This window comes from Pantoea sp. WEP, from assembly GCF_041678305.1.
Taxonomy (GTDB): Bacteria; Pseudomonadota; Gammaproteobacteria; order Enterobacterales; family Enterobacteriaceae; genus Pantoea; species Pantoea dispersa.
In genome coordinates this window covers 1005076-1024486 of record NZ_JBGNXB010000001.1, presented here as the reverse complement: position 1 = coordinate 1024486, position 19411 = coordinate 1005076, and the positions used below count along the sequence as shown (strand labels likewise).

Here is a 19411-nt window from a genome sequence, read left to right as displayed (position 1 = left end):
TTTTCCTCAAGCCAAATTGACAACGGCGGACTCGCGAGCCCCCTGCTGTGCCGAATGTTGGAACCAGGCAAGTTGCCCGTGCAGATTCACCACTTCGCCAATCACTAATAGCGCTGGCGTTGGCGCGGCAGCAGCCAGCGCCTCGAGTTGTGCTAAGGTGCCGGTCAGCACCTGTTGATCCTGACGCGTGCCGCGACCAATCACCGCCACTGGCGTTGACGGCGCGCGGCCGTGTTCGATCAGCCCGGCGGCAATTTCCGCCGCTTTCACCGTGCCCATGTAAATTGCCAGCGTCTGACGCGCGCGCGCCAGCGACGGCCAGTCGATACCGTCGCCGTCGGCGCGGCAGTGACCGGTAATAAACAGCACGCTCTGGGCATAATCGCGGTGGGTTAACGGAATACCGGCATACGCGGTAGCACCCGCGGCCGCGGTGATGCCCGGCACCACCTGGAACGGAATGCCCGCCGCCTGCGCCGCCTGCAGCTCTTCGCCGCCGCGGCCAAAAATAAACGGATCGCCGCCTTTCAGGCGCACCACGCGCTTGCCCTGCTGCGCCAGCGTCACCAGCAGCTGATTGGTCTCTTCCTGCGGCACCGAATGGGCGCCGGCGCGTTTGCCGACGCAGATACGATCGGCATCGCGTCTTACCAGCTCCAGCACCTCGTCGCTGACCAGATGGTCATACAGCACCACGTCGGCCAGCTGCATCACCTGCAGCCCGCGCAGCGTCAGCAGACCGCTGTCGCCCGGTCCGGCACCGACCAGCGTGATTTCACCCTGATTATCGGAGGTGTTTTCCAGTTCACGATCGAGCGTGCGGCGCGCCTCGTTGACGTTACCCGCCGCCATCTGGCTGGCAAACAGGCCATTAAAAGCCCGCTCCCAGAAGCGACGACGGTCAGACATTTTGTGGTAGCGCTGTTTGACTTTGTCGCGCCACTGACCGGCCACTTCGGCCATCTGTCCGAGATTGGCGGGCAGCAGCGCTTCGATTTTTTCACGCAGCAGACGCGCCAGCACCGGCGCGGTGCCGCTCGAGGAGATCGCCACTACCAGCGGTGAGCGGTCAACAATCGACGGGAAGATAAAGCTGCATTTTGGCTGGTCGTCGACCACATTCACCAGCTTGTGGCGCGCATTAGCGGCATCAAATACCTGCGCGTTGAGGGCGTTATCGTCGGTGGCGGCAATCACGAGGAAAACATCGTCCAGCTGCGCCGCGTCGAAGTGCTGAGCAATCCACTCGATGGCGTTAATGTCGCGCAGCGCCTGCAGTTCATGGCCGAGCTCGCGCGCGGCTACCCGCACGTGCGCACCGGCACGCCGCAGCAGCTCAATTTTACGCGCAGCGATTTCGCCACCGCCGACCACCAGCACCGGACGGCTTTTGAGATCGGCAAAGAGAGGCAAGTAATCCACGTTAACCTTGTTAGTTTTACAATAAGTTAACGCGACTATACGTCCCCGCCTTCTGGCAGATGAAATTACGAATTAGCATGAGTAGTTACCAAATGGAATAACGCACCGGGATTGCTGATAACAATTTGTGCTTAACAAATGATATTGCTGGTGTTTCGGAGCGATACAAATTGTGCAGGCGGCGTCACAGTTTCATACTAACTCAGAATTTTTTTACCCTGACGGGATGTCAGAAAAGGACAACCACTATGTTTGCCACTCTCCGCCGCAGCGTGCTGGCAGCACTGATTGCCGGCGGTTTGCCTCTTTTGGCGCAGGCTGCAGCGATCGCCCCTGGCCACTTTGCCGAACAGCAGCTGCGTCACATCGCTACCTATTTCCCCGGCCGCATGAGCGGCAGCCCCGCCGAGCTGATGACGGCAGATTATCTGCAGCAGCAGTTCACCCAGCTTGGTTATCAGAGCAATACCCGGCAGTTCAATACCAGCTACAACTGGCTGGAGAAACAGGGCATCACGCGCCGCCATAAAGTGACGGCGACCTCGGTGATCGCCGCACGCGCCGGCAGCGTGCCGCAGGAGATTCTGATCGTCACCCATCTGGATACCTGGACGCCGCTCAGCCAGCACGAGGCAGACAATAATCTCGGCGGCCTGCGTTTGCAGGGCGTGGACGATAACGCTTCCGGGCTGGGCGTGATGCTGGAGCTGGCGCAGGCGCTGAGTCAAACGCCGCTGCACTATGGCGTGCGCTTTGTGGCACTGAGCGCAGGCGAAGCCGGTTTACACGGTATGGATGATTATCTGGCGCGCATGAGCGTGCAGGAGAAGAAAGATACGCTGCTGGTGATCGATCTGAATAGCCTGATCGTTGGCGATCGCCTCTACTTTAATAACGGCATGAATACACCAGCGGCGGTACGCAAGCAGACCAGCGCGCGCGCCCTGCAGATTGCGCACCGTTACGGCATCACGGCCGCCAGCCACGTGCTGACCGCACGCGATTACCCGGGCGTTAATCCGTTTGATAAAGCCGGGATTCCGCTGCTGGACGTTACCGCAGCCAACTGGGCGCTGGGCAATAAAGCCGGTGAGCAGCAGCGTGCACGTTCACCGCATTTTCCGGAGGGTACGGTGCGCCACCAGACCGGGCGCGATAATCTGACTTACATCGACCACTGGCTGCCGGGGCGCATCCATCAGCGCACGCGCGACAGCGTACGCATTTTGCAGCCGCTACTGACGGAGCTGGCTAATCCGACGTTGTAAGATCTTGCCGGTTTTTGCGGGTGCGCACCGCTGCGCACCCGCAGCAATTGCGCCCGTCAGCCTTCGTGTAACCCGCACTCGCGTTTGAGGCCGAAAAAGCGCGTCTCTTCCTCGGCCATCCCCGGCTCCCATTTGCGTGTGGTGTGCGTATCGCCCACGGAGAGGTAACCTTCGTCCCACAGCGGATGGTACTTCAGCCCATGCTGCTTCAGATACTGGTGCACCTGACGGTTGTCCCAGTCGATGATCGGCAGGATTTTGAACACGCCACGCTGCACGGCCAGTACCGGCAGGCTGGCACGGCTGCCGGACTGATCGCGGCGCAGGCCGGCAAACCAGGTCTGCGCACCCAGCGTTTGCAGCGCGCGGTTCATCGGCTCGACTTTGTTCAGCTGGTTGTACTGCTCGATCCCTTCAACGCCCTGCTCCCACAGCTTGCCGTAGCGCGCTTCCTGCCAAGCCGGTGAGGTTTCGGCGCGGAAGATCTGCAGATTCAGGTTCAGCTGCTGCGTCAGTTCATCAATGAAGCGGTAGGTCTCAGGGAAGAGATAACCGGTATCGGTGAGGATCACCGGAATATCCGGGCGCTGCTGCGTGACCATGTGCAGCAGTACCGCCGCCTGAATACCAAAACTCGACGACAGCACAAAGGCGCCCGGCAGCTGCTCCAGCGCCCAGCTGACGCGCTGTTCGGCAGAGAGCTTTTCCAGCTGGACGTTGCTTTCCGCCAGCGCCATGATGCGATCGACTTTGCTGCCGCTGTTCAGGCTGGCGAGATCGGGTAGTGTCATACTGCCTCCGGGTCCCAGAAATCACGGGCGGGATCGACCACCGGCTGCACAATGCCCGCGCGAATCACGAAGTCACCAAACCCTTCATCCGCCGTGCGCTCGCTGGCCCAGCGCGCCACCAGCTCATCGATGCTGGCGAGGATTTCGTTTTCCGTGATGTTTTCGCGGTACATGCGCGGGATGCGCGTGCCGATGCGATTACCACCAATATGCAGGTTGTAACGGCCCGGCGCTTTGCCCACCAGGCCCAGTTCGGCCAGCATGGCACGCCCGCAACCGTTCGGACAACCGGTAACGCGTAACACTATGTGCTCTTCGCCGACGCCGTGGCGGTGCATGATCTCCTCCACTTTGCTGACGAAGGACGGCAGGAAGCGTTCGGCTTCAGCCATCGCCAGCGGACAGGTCGGGAAGGCCACGCAGGCCATGGAGTTTTCACGCTGCGGCGTGACCGCTTCCATCAGGCCGTGCTCACGCGCAATGGCTTCGATCTGCGCTTTCTGCGCCTCTGGTACGCCGGCCACAATCAGGTTCTGATTGGCGGTCAGGCGGAAATCGCCCTGATGCACTTTGGCAATCTCCGCGATACCGCGCTTCAGCGGACGGCCCGGATAATCCAGCAGGCGACCGTTTTCGATAAACAGCGTCAGGTGCCATTTCTTGTCGATGCCCTTCACCCAGCCGATGCGATCGCCACGGGTGGTAAATTCGTATGGGCGAATCGGCTCGAAGGTCAGGCCGGCACGCTTCTCGACTTCGGCTTTAAAGGTCTCGACGCCGACGCGCTCCAGCGTGTATTTGGTTTTGGCATTTTTACGATCGGTACGGTTACCCCAGTCGCGCTGCGTGGTGACCACCGCTGCAGCCACATCAAGGATCTTCTCCACCGGCAGATAGCCAAACTCGCTGGCGGTGCGCGCGTAAGTGGCTTTGTTGCCGTGCTCAATCGACAAGCCGCCGCCGACCAGCAGGTTAAAGCCAATCAGCTTGCCGTTCTCCGCAATGGCGATGAAGTTCAGATCGTTCGCGTGCAGATCGACATCATTGTGCGGCGGCACCACCACGGTGGTTTTAAACTTACGTGGCAAATAGGTCTCACCGAGGATCGGCTCCTGATCGGTGGTGGCGACCTTCTCCTGATCCCACCAGATCTCGGCGTAGGCGCGCGTCTGCGGCAGCAGGTGCTCGGAAAGCTTTTTCGCCCACTCATACGCTTCCTGATGCAGCTCTGACTCCACCGGGTTCGAGGTACACAGCACGTTACGGTTGACGTCGTTAGCGGTGGCCAGCGCGTCCAGTCCGACTTCATGCAGCATCTGGTGAGTTGGCTTGACGTTCTTCTTAAGAATGCCGTGAAACTGGAACGTCTGACGGTTAGTCAGGCGAATGCTGCCGTACAGCGTTTTGTCGGTGGCAAATTTGTCAATCGCCAGCCACTGCGTTGGCGTGATGATGCCGCCCGGCAGACGGCAGCGCAGCATCATGGCATGACGCGGTTCCAGCTTCTGCGCAGCGCGCTCGGCGCGGATGTCGCGGTCATCCTGCTGGTACATGCCGTGAAAACGGATCAGCAGGAAGTTATCGCCGGTAAAGCCGCCGGTCAGGCCATTGTCGAGATCTTCTAAAATGGTGCCGCGCAGGTAGTTGCTCTGCTTTTTCAGACGCTCGGCGTCGGAAAGTTTGCCTTCAACCACCAGCGGTCCAGGATGTTTTTCGCTCATTAGTAAACGTCTCGCTGATAACGGCGCTCAATGCGCAGCTCACTTAAAAATTCGTCAGCGGTTTCACGATCCATGCCGCCGTGTTCGACCACCACATCCAGTAATGCCTGTTCAACGTCTTTCGCCATGCGATTGGCGTCGCCGCAGACGTACAGGTGCGCGCCCTCTTCAATCCAGCGCCACACTTCCGCTCCTCTGGCGCGGATTTTATCCTGTACGTAAATCTTTTCGGCCTGATCGCGTGACCACGCCAGATCGATATGGGTCAGCAGACCGTCTTTAACGTATTTCTGCCACTCTACCTGATAGAGGAAATCTTCGGTGAAGTGCGGATTACCAAAGAACAGCCAGTTTTTACCGCTGGCACCGTCGTTTTCACGCTGTTGCATGAAGGCGCGGAACGGGGCAATACCGGTGCCCGGGCCGATCATGATCACCGGCGCATCCGGATTGGCCGGCAGGCGGAAATTATCGTTATGCTCGATGAACACGCGGATTTCGCCATCTTCTTCCAGCCGATCGGCTAGCCAGGTGGAAGCGCCGCCGCCGCGCTGACGGCCGTCAATTTCATAACGCACCGCGCCGACGGTAATATGCACTTCGGTTTCGCTCTCCGCCTGCGACGAGGCGATGGAGTAAAGCCGCGGCGTCAGCGGACGCAGCAGGCCAGTCAGCTGGCCAGCGTTCAGTTCGGTGGGCGCCTGGCGCACCATGTCGACAATCGGGAAACTCTGCGCGAAGCTTTGCAGCTTCGGCTTGTCGCCCGCCAGCGCCAGCAGCGCCTCATTGCGCGACAGGGCTGCATACTGCTCGACGATCTGCGGCGTGTTGACCGTCAGCTCAAAATGTTTCTGCAGCGCCTCGGCCAGCGGCAGGGTTTCTCCGCGCACCTCGACCTGCTCATCGCCTTTCAGCCATACCAGCTGCAGCAGCTCCTGTACCAGTTCCGCATCGTTTTCATACCATACGCCGAGCGCATCGCCTGGCTGGTAACGCAGACCGGAATCCCCCAGATCGATTTCGATATGGCGCACGTCTTTATCTGAGTTGCGACCGGTAATTTTCTGGTTCAGGGCAAAGCTGGCGGTGAGTGGCGCTTCTTTGGTGTAAGGACTGCTGTCCACCTGGTTGACGCTGCCAGCCGCGCTGGCTGCCAGCTGCGCTGCCGGTTCCGCCGGCACGCGCGCTTTGAGAATATCGGTGAGCTGCAGACGCCAGGCGCTGGCCAGTTCGCTGTATTCAACATCGGCATCCACGCGATCCAGCAGGCGTTCGCCGCCCAGTTCAGCCAGACGCTGGTCGAAGTCTTTACCGGCCTGACTGAAAAATTCATAGGAGGTATCGCCAAGACCAAACACGGCAAAGGCGGTATCACTCAGCTTCGGCGCTTTCTTCGACAGCAGGAATTTATGCAGCGCCACCGCCTCTTCCGGCGGTTCGCCCTCGCCCTGCGTTGAGGTCACGATGACCAGCAGTTTTTCCTGACCGATCTGTTTGAATTTATAGTCGCCGGCATTCACCAGGTTGACGCTCAGTTTCGCCGCCAGCAAATCGTCACGCAGCTGCTCGGCCAGCCGGCGCGCATTGCCGGTTTGGGAGGCGGAGATCAGCGTAATGCCCGGCACCTCAGCGGCGACTGGCGCAGGCGCGGCAACGGTGCCCGGTGCCTGATTAACCATGCCCCAGAAGTAGCCCGAGAGCCATGCCAGCTGCGTTGGATTGAAATCGGTGGTCGCGGCCTGTAAGCGCGCAATTTGCTCCGGGGATAGCGGAAGCATCGCTGGGGGTGCCTGAGTCGTCATCGCGTTAAAAATTCCAGTGTCAGAAATCCGTACCGGGAAGCGGCGGAAGAGTGGGTAGGTTACCGGCCTGTATATTAACGATTAAATAAGGCTTCGACATAATAAATAACCAAAATGACTAAGTGGTTTTTTGGGTCAGACTAACCAGTAAAAGTGGTAAATAAAGTTGTCGTAATTCAATCAGTTAATTTACGGCGTAAACGGCAGATCGGCAGAAATGCCCTTTTCAGCGCTGGCGGGTGCGAAAAATCTGCTTTTCAGGTAGACTTCAGCGGTTTTTACGTCTGAGAGCCATTATGTCTACCACGCTGTTTAAAGAGTTCCAGTTTGAAGCGGCCCACCGCTTACCTCACGTGCCGGAAGGGCATAAATGCGGTCGTCTGCACGGCCATTCATTTCTGGTGCGACTGGAAATTACCGGTGAAGTGGATGCGCATACCGGTTGGGTAATGGATTTTGCCGAACTAAAGGCGGCGTTCAGGCCGATCTACGATCGCCTCGATCACCATTATCTCAACGATATTCCCGGTCTGGAGAACCCGACCAGCGAAGTGCTGGCGAAATGGATCTGGGATGAGATGAAGCCGATTCTGCCTGAGCTGAGTGCGGTGATGATCAAAGAGACCTGCACCGCAGGCTGCGTCTATCGCGGCTGACAGTCGCGGGAAAGGTCAGAAGGTCGCCATCAATGGCGACCCTACGGTGTAATGCGATTTACAGGGTGCGCATTGATGCGCATCGGCTACCATTGGCCAGGTCGCCATCAATGGCGACCCTACGGTGTAATGAGTTTGTAGGGTGCGCATTGATGCTTACCCGCCACAATGGCGTTGATTTTGCCGGGTGCGCATTCGGTGAATCAGGCGATGTTCAGGTATTTGTGCGTCTGCATCGAAAGCCGCCAGTTGCGGGCAATGCAGGTTTCGATACACAGTCTGGTCGCCGCCTCGCCACGGCTGATGGGCTGCAGCGCCACAATGCGTTTTTTCTCATCCTGCAGGCCAGCCAGCAGCGCATCCAGCGCTTCCACATCCCGCTCACGCGCCACCGGATGTTTAATCTCATCGGCACGCTGCAGCGCCTGCGGCAGCACATCGTAGCCACCCCGCATGTTCACCTTCGGCGACACCGTCACCCAGGTGGCAGCGGAACAGTGCACTTCATGCGTGCCGCTGGTTTCAATCTGACACTGAAAACCGGCCGCTTCCAGCGCTTCGGTCAGTGGACGTAAGTCAAAAATTGCCGGCTCACCGCCGGTGATTACCACATGGCGGGCGGTCCAGCCCTGACGCTGAATGCTCTCAATCAGCGTGGCCGCATCGGCGCTGCCCCAGGCATCGCTCTCCACGGTTTTGACCAGAATGTCCCCCAGCGACGTCTCCCGATCCGCCCGCGTTTCCCAGGTATGTTTGGTATCACACCAGCTACAGCCCACCGGACATCCTTGTAAGCGGATAAAGATGGCCGGCACGCCGGTGTAAAAACCTTCGCCCTGCAGCGTCTGGAACATTTCGTTAATCGGGTAGAACATTTTTTACTCACGTCAGAAATTCGAGGCGCAGATTATGGCAGATTTTGTGCGTCGCTTCACAGCTGCTTCGTGCCATAAAAAGCAAAAGCCCCGCACGAGGCGGGGCTTGATGTCAGGCGATGTGGCCATTTAGCCACATCCGCAGCGATTACGCCTGGCCTTTAACTTCTTTCAGACCGTTGAACGGCGCTTTGTCACCCAGCGCTTCTTCGATACGAATCAACTGGTTGTACTTAGCAACGCGGTCAGAACGGCTCATAGAACCGGTTTTGATCTGGCCAGCGGCAGTACCGACCGCCAGGTCAGCGATGGTCGCATCTTCAGTTTCGCCAGAGCGGTGAGAGATGACCGCGGTGTAGCCAGCGTCTTTCGCCATCTTGATCGCAGCCAGGGTTTCGGTCAGAGAACCGATCTGGTTGAATTTGATCAGGATAGAGTTAGCGATGCCTTTCTCGATGCCTTCTTTCAGGATTTTGGTGTTGGTCACGAACAGGTCGTCGCCCACCAGCTGAATTTTGTCGCCCAGCACTTTGGTCTGGTAAGCGAAGCCGTTCCAGTCAGACTCATCCAGACCGTCTTCGATAGAAACGATTGGGTACTGTTTGGTCAGGTCTTCCAGGAAGTGGGTGAACTCTTCAGAAGTGAAGGCTTTGTTGCCTTCGCCAGCCAGCACATATTTGCCGTCTTTGTAGAATTCAGATGCTGCGCAGTCCATCGCCAGGGTGATGTCTTTGCCAAGCTCGTAGCCTGCTGCTTTAACAGCTTCGGCGATAACGGCCAGCGCTTCGGCGTTTGAACCCAGGTTTGGCGCGTAGCCACCTTCGTCACCCACCGCGGTGTTCATGCCTTTGGCTTTCAGGACTTTAGCCAGGTGATGGAATACTTCAGAACCCATACGAATGGCTTCTTTCACGGTTTTCGCGCCAACCGGCTGAATCATGAACTCCTGGATATCAACGTTGTTATCCGCGTGCTCACCACCGTTGATGATGTTCATCATTGGCAGTGGCATAGAGTATTTGCCCGGGGTGCCGTTCAGTTCTGCAATGTGTGCGTACAGTGGCAGACCTTTAGAAGCCGCTGCTGCTTTCGCTGCTGCCAGAGAAACCGCCAGAATGGCGTTTGCACCGAAGTTGGATTTGTTGTCAGTACCGTCCAGCTCGATCATGATCTTATCGATGTTCGCCTGGTCTTTGGCATCTTTGCCTTTTACCGCGTCAGCGATTGGGCCGTTAACCGCAGCAACCGCTTTGGTTACGCCTTTGCCCAGGAAACGAGACTTATCACCGTCACGCAGCTCCAGTGCTTCGCGTGAACCAGTTGATGCACCTGATGGCGCAGCAGCCAGACCAACGAAACCGCCTTCCAGATGCACTTCTGCTTCTACAGTCGGGTTGCCACGGGAGTCGATGATTTCGCGACCGATGACTTTAACGATTTTGGACATTCGATTTTCCTCAGTACAAGTTAGTCAATCCTAAGACAAACAACGCGCGAAAAGTTCGCGCGCTGTTCGTTAAACTCTTACTTCGCTAAACGCTTCTGGTGCTCCTGCGCGGCTTTCACAAAGCCAGCGAACAGCGGATGACCATCACGCGGAGTCGACGTGAATTCCGGGTGGAACTGGCAGGCTACAAACCATGGATGATTCGGGATCTCGATGATCTCCACCAGTTGATCGTCGCCGGAACGGCCTGCAATGTGCAGACCCGCCGCTTCAATCTGCTTCAGCAGCAGATTGTTTACTTCGTAACGGTGGCGATGACGCTCAGTAATGACGTCAGAGCCGTACAGCTGGCGCACTTTACTTTCCGGCGTCAGCTGGCACTGCTGGCTTCCCAGACGCATGGTGCCGCCCAGATCGCTCTGCTCGGTACGCTGTTCAACGTTACCGTTTTCATCGCGCCATTCGGTGATTAACGCAACCACCGGGTACTTACAGTCTGGCACAAATTCAGTGGAGTTGGCGCCTTCCATCCCGGCCACGTTGCGCGCGAATTCCATCAGCGCAATCTGCATGCCAAGGCAAATGCCGAGGTACGGAATGTTGTTTTCACGCGCGTATTGCGCGGTCAGCAATTTCCCTTCCACACCACGGTAACCGAAGCCACCAGGAATCAGGATAGCATCAAGATCTTTCAGAATTTCGACGCCGCGCGTTTCCACATCCTGCGAATCGATCAGCTTGATGTTCACGGTGACGCGATTTTTCAGGCCGCCGTGCTTCAGCGCTTCAATCACAGATTTGTAGGCATCCGGCAGTTCGACATATTTGCCGACCATACCGATGGTCACTTCGCCGCCCGGATTGGCTTCTTCGTAAATCACCTGCTCCCACTCGGCCAGATTGGCTTCCGGCGCGCTCAGGTTAAAACGCTTGCAGATGTAATCATCCAGACCCTGCGATTTCAGCAGGCCCGGGATCTTGTAGATCGAATCTACGTCTTTCAGCGAGATAACCGCTTTTTCCGGCACGTTACAGAACAGGGCGATCTTCGCGCGCTCGTTAGCCGGCACCGCGCGGTCTGAACGGCAAATCAGCACGTCAGGCTGAATACCAATCGACAGCAGCTCTTTAACCGAGTGCTGAGTTGGCTTGGTTTTCACTTCACCCGCCGCCGCCATGTAAGGCACCAGCGTCAGGTGCATATACATGGTGTGTTCACGGCCAACATCGACCGCCATCTGGCGAATCGCTTCCAGGAACGGCAGGGATTCGATATCGCCCACGGTTCCGCCGATTTCCACCAGCACGACGTCATGACCTTCGCCACCTTCAATAATGCGCTCTTTGATGGCGTTGGTGATGTGTGGGATAACCTGAATGGTCGCGCCCAGATAGTCGCCGCGACGCTCTTTGCGCAGCACTTCTGAGTAGATACGGCCGGTAGTAAAGTTGTTGCGGCGCGACATTTTGGTACGGATGAAGCGCTCGTAGTGACCTAAATCCAGATCGGTCTCGGCCCCGTCATCGGTGACGAACACTTCACCGTGCTGCGTAGGGCTCATGGTACCCGGATCGACGTTGATATACGGATCGAGTTTCATGATGGTCACATTCAGACCACGTGCTTCAAGGATGGCTGCGAGGGAGGCTGCGGCAATGCCTTTGCCCAGAGAGGAAACGACCCCGCCGGTCACAAAAATATAATTCGTTGTCATGCTGAACCTGAGAGTTTAGGTTTAAAGACGGTGGAATAACCAGGACGGGAAAACAGTATACCCGAAGTCGTCCGCAGCCACAATTGATGAATCACACCATCCTCCTCGCATTACAGCCTGTAACATAGCGGAGAGTGCCGGGTGAAATGTTGACGTACGTCACAAAGTTGCCGACTGGCTGAATCGAGTAAGCTCAGGCGGTGATTTTATGCGCAGAGCTGGAATAATCACCGGCGCTGCGCAGAAAGGTTGAATTAGGTTATTCGCCGGCTTTGACCTGCTGCCAGGCGGCTTCCATCTGCGCCAGCGTAGCCTGTTCCATGCTCAGCCCCTGGGCCTGAATAATATTCTCTACCTGACGAAAGCGGCGCTCGAACTTGTCGTTGGCCTTTTGCAGCGCGGTTTCCGCTTTGCTGCCGAGATGGCGTGACAGATTGACGGTAGCGAACAGCAGATCGCCAATCTCCTCTTCCAGCTTGTCGCTGTCCACTACCGCCTGCTGGGCTTCATGCATCACTTCGTCGATCTCTTCATGCACTTTATCCAGCACCGGCCCGAGGCTGTCCCAGTCGAAGCCTACGCTGTGACAGCGCTTCTGAATTTTATAGGCGCGCATCAGCGCCGGCAGCGCTTTCGGGATATCGTCCAGCACCGAGTGCTGCGACTTCTCCGCACGCTCGCGCTGCTTGATCGCCTCCCAGTTTTTCAGCACCTCGGCCGTGGAATCGACCTGGACTTCGCCGAAGATGTGCGGATGGCGACGCTCAAGTTTGTCACTGATGGCGTTGCAGATGTCATCGAAATTGAAACGCTGCTGCTCCTCGGCCATGCGGGCGTAGAACACCACCTGAAACAGCAGATCGCCCAGTTCGCCGCGCAGATCGTCAAAGTCTTCGCGCTGGATGGCGTCGATAACTTCATAGGTCTCTTCCAGCGTGTACGGCGCAATAGAGGCAAAGGTCTGCTGGCGATCCCACGGGCAGCCGCGCACCGGATCGCGCAGGGTTTGCATGATGGTGAGCAGGCGGTTTAAAGCAGTCATGAAAGTCCCCGGAACAACAAGATAAAAGCCGCCATTAATGGCGACCCTGCAGGGTAATTACGCGGTTTTGCCCGGGTGCGCATTGCTGCGCACCGGTCTCAGCAGGGCTTAATTTAAGCGGCGCGCATCGATAATATCCGGCACCTGATTAAGGCGCGCCAGCACGCGCCCCAGCACCTGCTGGTTATAAATCTCGATATCCATATCGATGGTGGCGAGCTGCTTTTTGGTGTCGCTGCGGCTGGACACGCCCAGCACGTTGACCTTTTCATTGGCCAGAATGGTGGTGATGTCGCGCAGCAGCCCGCTGCGATCGTTGGCCGTCACGCGTACCACCAGCGAATAACCGCTGGAGTAACTTTCGCCCCACACCGCATCGACAATCCGTTCCGGCGCATGCGAAATCAGTTCGCTGAGCTGATCGCAGTCGGCGCGGTGAATCGAAATGCCGCGCCCCTGGGTAATAAACCCGACAATATCATCGCCCGGAATTGGCTGGCAGCAGCGCGCAATGTGGTGCAGCAGATTGCCGACGCCCTCCACCACCACGCGGCCACTCTCTTTACGCGCCGACGACGGCTGATGCGATTTCTGCGTCAGCTGACGCAGCGCCTCGCGATCTTCCTCTTCAGCGCTCGGCTTGTTGAGCTTCGCCTGCAGGAAGTTAACCATCTGGTTAAGACGGATATCCCCGCCGCCAATCATCGCCAGCAGCTCATCCTGCGAGCTGACGTTATAACGCGGCAGCAGCAGCTTCTCGGCTTCGCGCATGCTGATATCCAGCTGGCCCAGCTCGCTATCCAGAATCTGCCGGCCGGCCGCGATATTTTTGTCGCGATCCTGTTTACGGAACCAGGCATGAATCTTCGAGCGTCCGCGGCTGGTGGTGATATAGCCGAGGTTGGGGTTCAGCCAGTCGCGGCTCGGGTTCGGCTGCTTCTGGGTGATCACCTCAATCTGATCGCCCATCTGCAGCTGATAGGTAAAGGGCACAATACGGCCGCCGATTTTGGCACCGATGCAGCGATGACCAATATCACTGTGAATGTGGTAGGCAAAGTCGAGCGGCGTGGAACCGGCCGGCAAATCGACCACGTCGCCCTTTGGCGTAAACACATAAACGCGGTCATCAAATACCTGGCTGCGCACCTCTTCCAGCATCTCGCCGGAATCCGCCATCTCTTCCTGCCAGGTAATCAGTTTACGCAGCCAGGCGATGCGCTCTTCGTGCCCTGCGGCACCGCGTGCGTTGCTGGCCGTCGGTCCTTCTTTGTACTTCCAGTGTGCCGCGACGCCCAGTTCAGCGTCCTCGTGCATCTGACGGGTACGGATCTGAATCTCGACCGTTTTGCCCTGCGGGCCCAGCACTACGGTATGAATCGACTGATAGCCGTTTGGCTTGGGATTGGCGACGTAATCGTCGAACTCGCTAGGCAGATGACGATACAGCGTGTGGACGGTACCGAGCGCGCCGTAGCAGTCCTGCAGACGTTCAGCGACGATGCGCACTGCGCGCACGTCGAACAGCTCATCAAACGCCAGCGACTTCTTCTGCATTTTGCGCCAGATGCTGTAGATATGCTTGGGACGGCCGTAAACTTCCGCACGCACGCCCTCTTTTTGCATCTCTTTACGCAGGTTATCGACGAAGTTATCAATGTATTGTTCACGATCGATGCGGCGTTCATGCAGCAGTTTGGCGATGCGTTTGTATTCGTCAGGATGGAGATAGCGGAAGCAGTAATCTTCCAGCTCCCATTTGAGCTGGCCGATACCGAGACGGTTGGCCAGCGGCGCATAGATGTTGGTGCTCTCTTTCGCCGCCAGCACGCGCTCATCTTCCGGCGCATCTTTCATCTCGCGCAGATGGGCGATACGCTCTGCCAGCTTGATGACCACGCAGCGGAAATCTTCCACCATCGCCAGCAGCATGCGGCGCACGTTATCCACCTGCTCTGAGGCCATTGAGTCGTTGTGAATGGCTTTCAGCTGGCGGATGGCATCCATATCGCGCACGCCGTGCACCAGCGAGACGATGCTTTTGCCAAAGGCCTTCTCCAGATCCTCTTCGCTCACCACGCCCGCATTGGCCAGCGGGAACAGCAGCGCGGCGCGCAGACTGTCGATGTCCATACTGAGCATGGTGAGAATTTCCACCATCTCAATACCGCGCCACAGCAGCAGAGCCTGATCTGGATGGTCGTGCGTTTCGGCTTCACAGTAGCGCCATGTTTCCGCCAGTCGTTCGCAGGATTGCGGATTACTGATACTCAAGCTGGCGATCCACTGGTCAAGGGCAAATTCCCCGGCCGTATTTAAATGCGCACTTCTAACCGCAACCATATCCTCTCCTGCCACAGCGACTTAAACATCGCTTATGTTTTGCTAAACAGCACCATGGATTCGAGATGGCTGGTATGAGGGAACATATCCAGCATCGCGACCCTTTCCAGATGGTAGCCCGCTGACAGTAATGTCTGACTGTCGCGGGCAAGTGTTGTCGGGTTACAGGAAACATAGACCACGCGTTGCGGCGCAAGTTTAACGATATGCGACATCACGCCCGCGGCCCCGGCACGCGCCGGATCCAGTAACACCTTATTAAATCCCTGCGCCGCCCAGGGCTGGCGCGAGACATCTTCCTCTAAATTGTGCTGGAAGAAGCAGACATTTCTGAGATTGTTAAGCTGAGCATTATACTCTGCCTGGCGCACTAATGCTGCAACGCCCTCCACACCCACCGCATTTTGTACGAACTTTCCTAGCGGCAATGTGAAGTTGCCCATGCCGCAGAACAGATCGAGCACCCGATCGTCCGGCTGCAGATCCAGCCAGGCAATCGCCTGTGCCACCATCTGCTGATTCACGCCATCGTTGACCTGAATGAAATCCTGCGGGCTAAAGGTTAGCTGCAAATCAAACGAGCGATAGTAAGGCTGCTCCGCGCCGAACGCCTGCAGCGCGTCACTGCCGTCCGCCAGCCAGATCATCAGCCGGTGCTCATGCGAAAAACGTTCCAGTTTTGTCCGGTCTGCAGCGGAGAGCGCATCAAGATGGCGCAGCACCATTAGCGGACCGTTATCCGCCAGCACCAGTTCCACATGCCCCAGCCGTTTCACTGCGTGCAGGCGGCTGAGACAGTGGTGCAGCGGCTGCAGCAGCGCCTCAAGCTCGGGCACCAAAACGGGGCATTGCGTCACATCAATCAGATCGTTACTGCCCGCCTGACGGAAGCCCATCTGCAGGCGCTGCTGCTTCGGCAGCCACTGCAAACCGAGACGCGCGCGCCGGCGATAGCCCCAGGGCGCAGCGCTGATGATCTCATCAACCTGCACCGGCAGCGCCGCTTCCTGACTCAGCATGCGGCCCAGCGCCCGCGCTTTGCTCTCCTGCTGCAGCGCCACGGACACGTGCTGCTGCTGGCAGCCGCCGCACACGCCGAAATGGATGCAGCGCGGTTGCTGGCGCTGCGGGCTCGGTTGTGTAATCTTTCTGGCTTTGCCGCGCGCAAACTGACGCTTGTCTTCGGTCAGGATCACCTCGGCCTGTTCGCCGGGTAGCGCGCCGCTGACAAACAGGGTTTTACCGTTATGGCGCGCCACGCCCTGACCAAAGGGATCGAGCTCGTCAATGGTGACGCTGAGACGTTGCTTCGTCGTCACGCGCTGTTTTGCGGAGTAAAATTGCGCCATAGTATTGTGAATTCTCAGTTTTCATTAGGTGTGCAGCCGTACGCGGTTTTTGCACAGGGATAAAATGCCAGGAGTCGCCAGGCCACAATTATGACCAAATACAGCCTGCGGGCGCGAATGATGATTCTGATACTGGCGCCGACGCTGATGATTGGCCTGCTGCTCAGTACCTTCTTCGTGGTGCACCGCTACAACGAACTGCAGCACCAGGTGCGCGATGCCGGCGCTAACATTATCGAACCGCTGGCGGTGTCGAGCGAGTACGGCATGACGTGGCATAATCGTGATGCGATTCGCGAGCTGGTCAGCCTGCTGCATCGCCGTCATTCCGATATTGTCCGTGCCATTACGGTTTTCGACAACAACAATCACATCTACGTCAGCTCCAATAACAACCAGAACCTCGCGCTGCTGCAAAAAGCCGATATTTCCACGCTGGCGGATGGCGTGTCGGTGGAGCGACACGGCAACCTGATGGTGCTGCGCACGCCGATCATCTCTGAACGCTATTCGGTGGACGAACTGCCGGGTGAAGACGCCAAGCCGGCAGGCAATCCGCTGGGTTATGTGGCGATTGAGCTGGATCTGCAGTCGGTGCGGCTGGAGCAGTACAAAGAGGTGTTTGTCGCCACTCTGCTGCTGCTGTTTTGCCTGTGTATCGCCATGCTGTTTGCCTATCGACTGATGCGCGACGTCACCGGCCCGATTCGCAATATGGTTACCACCGTGGACCGCATCCGGCGTGGCCAGCTCGACAGCCGCGTGGATGGCTACATGCTGGGCGAGCTGAGCATCCTGAAAAACGGCATCAACGCCATGGCGATGTCGCTCACTGCCTATCATGAAGAGATGCAGCAGAACATCGATCAGGCAACCTACGATCTGCGCGAAACGCTGGAGCAGCTGGAGATTCAGAACGTCGAACTGGACCTGGCGAAAAAGCGCGCCCAGGAAGCGGCACGCATCAAGTCGGAGTTTCTCGCCAATATGTCGCACGAGCTTCGCACGCCGCTCAATGGCGTGATTGGCTTTACCCGCCAGATGCTGAAAACCGGGCTGAGCACCAACCAGCGTGATTACATGAGCACCATTGAGCGTTCGGCCAATAACCTGCTCAGCATCATTAACGACGTGCTCGATTTCTCCAAACTGGAAGCCGGTAAGCTGGTGCTGGAGTCGATCCCGTTCCCGCTGCGCGCCACGCTGGATGAAACGCTGGTGCTGCTGGCACCGTCCGCGCATGAGAAAGGGCTCGAGATCACTGTGTGCCTGGAGAAACAGGTGCCGGATAATGTGATTGGCGATCCGCTGCGTCTGCAGCAAATTCTGATCAACCTGATTGGCAACGCCATCAAATTCACCGAGCGCGGCCACATTGATCTGCGCGTCGAGCTGCGTCATCTCAGCATCACGCGGGCGGAACTCGAGATTCAGGTGCACGATACCGGCATTGGTATCTCTGAGCAGCAGCAGTCGCAGCTGTTCCAGGCCTTTCGTCAGGCGGACGCCAGTATTTCGCGCCGTCACGGCGGTACCGGTCTTGGCCTGGTGATTACGCAGAAACTGGTGCACGAAATGGGCGGTGAAATCGCCTTCCACAGCCGGCAGAATCAGGGCTCCACCTTCTGGGTACAGGTACATCTGGATCTCAATCCTAATGCACCGGCGATTCCACGCATGCTGGACGATCTGCACGCCACGCCGCTGGCTTATATCGAACCCCACCCGGCGGTGGCGAAAGCGGTTCAGGAGATGCTGAGCATTACGCCTCTGCAGGTGCAGCACTTTGCCAGCCTTGACGATCTGCCCGACGCCCACTTCCCGCTGCTGCTGATGGGGCTGCCGGTCAGCGATCCGCATCCGGCTACGCTGTCCGATGCGCTGATTGCCCGCCTGCGCGCACACGCCGACTCGGTGCTGCTGGCGCTGCCGAGCGAAATGATGCTGTTCGCCGATGATTTGCGCGCGCGCGGTATCGCCGGCTGCATTGCCAAACCGGTGTCGCTGACGCGTTTGCTGCCGATGCTGCTCGATCTCAACATGCGTCACAGCGACGCCGCCCCGCGCGGCGTAAGACAGCCGCTGACGGTGATGGCAGTGGATGATAATCCGGCCAACCTGAAGCTGATCGGCGCATTGCTGGAGGAGCAGGTCCAGAACATCATTCTGTGCGACAACGCCAGTCAGGCGATTCATCAGGCGCGGCAGCAGCGGCTGGACGTGATTCTGATGGATATTCAGATGCCGGACATCGACGGCATCCGCGCCAGCGAGATCATCCGCAGCCTGCCACAGCACGCCAGCACGCCGATTGTCGCGGTCACGGCGCATGCGCTGGATGGCGAACGCGAGCAGCTGATCGCCGCCGGCATGAATGATTATCTCGCCAAACCGATTGATGAGGACAAGCTGAAGCAGCTGCTGCAGCGCTATGCGCCGGGCAGCGTGGCGAGCGCGGTACGACAACCGGCGATCGCGCCCTCACTCGACTGGGCGCTTGCGCTGCGCCAGGCGGCGAATAAAGCCGAGCTGGCGCGCGATCTGCTGCAGATGCTGCTGGATTTTCTGCCGGAAGTGGAGCAGCGCGTGGCGCAATGTATGGCGCAGAATGACGTCGATGGGCTGCGCGAGATTATCCACAAGCTGCACGGCAGCGCCAGCTACAGCGGCGTGCCGCGGCTGAAACAGCTGTGTCAGCAGCTGGAGAAGAGTCTGCATCAGGAGAGCGATATCGCAGCGCTGGAACCAGAGCTGCTGGAGCTGAGCGACGAGATGGCGAATGTGGCGCGCGAAGCGCGTCAGGTGCTGGGCGTGGTGTAGTCAGGGTTGTGGGTTGTGGGCTGGGCCCTCACCCTAACCCTCTCCCGGCGGGAGAGGGAACCGTGCGGTGCGATGAAGAGGAACAGCGCGAAATCCAAATCCGTGCACCATCAGCCCCCTCTCCCGCCTGCGGGAGAGGGCTGGGGTGAGGGAAAAACCG

General features: G+C 58.1%; 13 protein-coding genes. 3 read left to right on the top strand and 10 right to left on the bottom strand.

Annotated elements, in window-relative coordinates; translation table 11 throughout:
* Positions 1-6: 6 nt before the first annotated feature.
* Positions 7-1422, bottom strand: a complete 1416-nt coding sequence (cysG, locus tag ABVR31_RS04595) for a siroheme synthase CysG (protein ID WP_059010912.1) — start codon at positions 1420-1422, stop codon at positions 7-9.
* 248 nt (positions 1423-1670) lie between these two features.
* On the opposite strand from cysG, the gene ABVR31_RS04590 reads away from it, so the two are divergent.
* Entirely contained in the window at positions 1671-2690 is a 1020-nt protein-coding gene (locus tag ABVR31_RS04590; RefSeq protein WP_058775990.1) for an aminopeptidase, read from the top strand.
* A 56-nt stretch (positions 2691-2746) separates the two neighbouring features.
* Here ABVR31_RS04590 and ABVR31_RS04585 read toward each other — a convergent pair whose 3' ends face one another.
* The 3 genes from ABVR31_RS04585 to cysJ are packed head-to-tail and all read right to left on the bottom strand — an operon-like array spanning position 2747 to position 7004.
* Positions 2747-3481: a phosphoadenylyl-sulfate reductase gene (locus ABVR31_RS04585; RefSeq protein ID WP_058759741.1), complete on the bottom strand. Its 735-nt coding sequence runs from the start codon at positions 3479-3481 to the stop codon at positions 2747-2749.
* Positions 3478-5202, bottom strand: coding sequence for an assimilatory sulfite reductase (NADPH) hemoprotein subunit (gene cysI / locus ABVR31_RS04580; protein ID WP_021507358.1), 1725 nt, complete (start codon positions 5200-5202; stop codon positions 3478-3480). Before cysI ends, ABVR31_RS04585 begins: the two co-directional genes overlap by 4 nt.
* Positions 5202-7004 (bottom strand): NADPH-dependent assimilatory sulfite reductase flavoprotein subunit, encoded by a 1803-nt coding sequence (cysJ, locus tag ABVR31_RS04575; protein ID WP_059010908.1) that lies wholly within the window; start codon positions 7002-7004, stop codon positions 5202-5204. Before cysJ ends, cysI begins: the two co-directional genes overlap by 1 nt.
* Before the next feature lie 293 nt (positions 7005-7297).
* On the opposite strand from cysJ, the gene queD reads away from it, so the two are divergent.
* On the top strand, positions 7298-7660 hold the full coding sequence (gene queD / locus ABVR31_RS04570) for a 6-carboxytetrahydropterin synthase QueD (RefSeq protein WP_176428100.1): 363 nt from the start codon (positions 7298-7300) through the stop codon (positions 7658-7660).
* Positions 7661-7863: 203 nt separating this feature from the next.
* Here the strand turns inward: queD and queE are convergent, their stop codons facing one another.
* The 6 genes from queE to rlmD form a co-directional block, all read right to left on the bottom strand.
* Positions 7864-8535, bottom strand: coding sequence for a 7-carboxy-7-deazaguanine synthase QueE (gene queE, locus ABVR31_RS04565; RefSeq protein ID WP_021507361.1), 672 nt, complete (start codon positions 8533-8535; stop codon positions 7864-7866).
* A gap of 148 nt (positions 8536-8683) precedes the next feature.
* On the bottom strand, positions 8684-9982 hold the full coding sequence (gene eno / locus ABVR31_RS04560) for a phosphopyruvate hydratase (protein ID WP_021507362.1): 1299 nt from the start codon (positions 9980-9982) through the stop codon (positions 8684-8686).
* Between the two features lie 77 nt (positions 9983-10059).
* Positions 10060-11697 carry a glutamine hydrolyzing CTP synthase gene (pyrG, locus tag ABVR31_RS04555; RefSeq protein WP_021507363.1) on the bottom strand — a complete coding sequence of 546 codons (1638 nt, stop codon included), beginning with the start codon at positions 11695-11697 and terminating at the stop codon, positions 10060-10062.
* Positions 11698-11956: 259 nt separating this feature from the next.
* Complete coding sequence (mazG, locus tag ABVR31_RS04550; RefSeq protein WP_125310165.1) at positions 11957-12739, bottom strand: nucleoside triphosphate pyrophosphohydrolase; 783 nt, start codon at positions 12737-12739, stop codon at positions 11957-11959.
* Between the two features lie 108 nt (positions 12740-12847).
* Positions 12848-15082 carry a GTP diphosphokinase gene (gene relA / locus ABVR31_RS04545; RefSeq protein WP_372771907.1) on the bottom strand — a complete coding sequence of 745 codons (2235 nt, stop codon included), beginning with the start codon at positions 15080-15082 and terminating at the stop codon, positions 12848-12850.
* Positions 15083-15114: 32 nt separating this feature from the next.
* Entirely contained in the window at positions 15115-16431 is a 1317-nt protein-coding gene (rlmD, locus tag ABVR31_RS04540; protein WP_372771905.1) for a 23S rRNA (uracil(1939)-C(5))-methyltransferase RlmD, read from the bottom strand.
* Positions 16432-16521: 90 nt separating this feature from the next.
* On the opposite strand from rlmD, the gene barA reads away from it, so the two are divergent.
* A complete protein-coding gene (gene barA, locus ABVR31_RS04535) occupies positions 16522-19251 on the top strand; it encodes a two-component sensor histidine kinase BarA (RefSeq protein WP_150059300.1) in 2730 nt (909 codons plus the stop codon).
* The last annotated feature ends 160 nt before the right edge of the window (positions 19252-19411 follow it).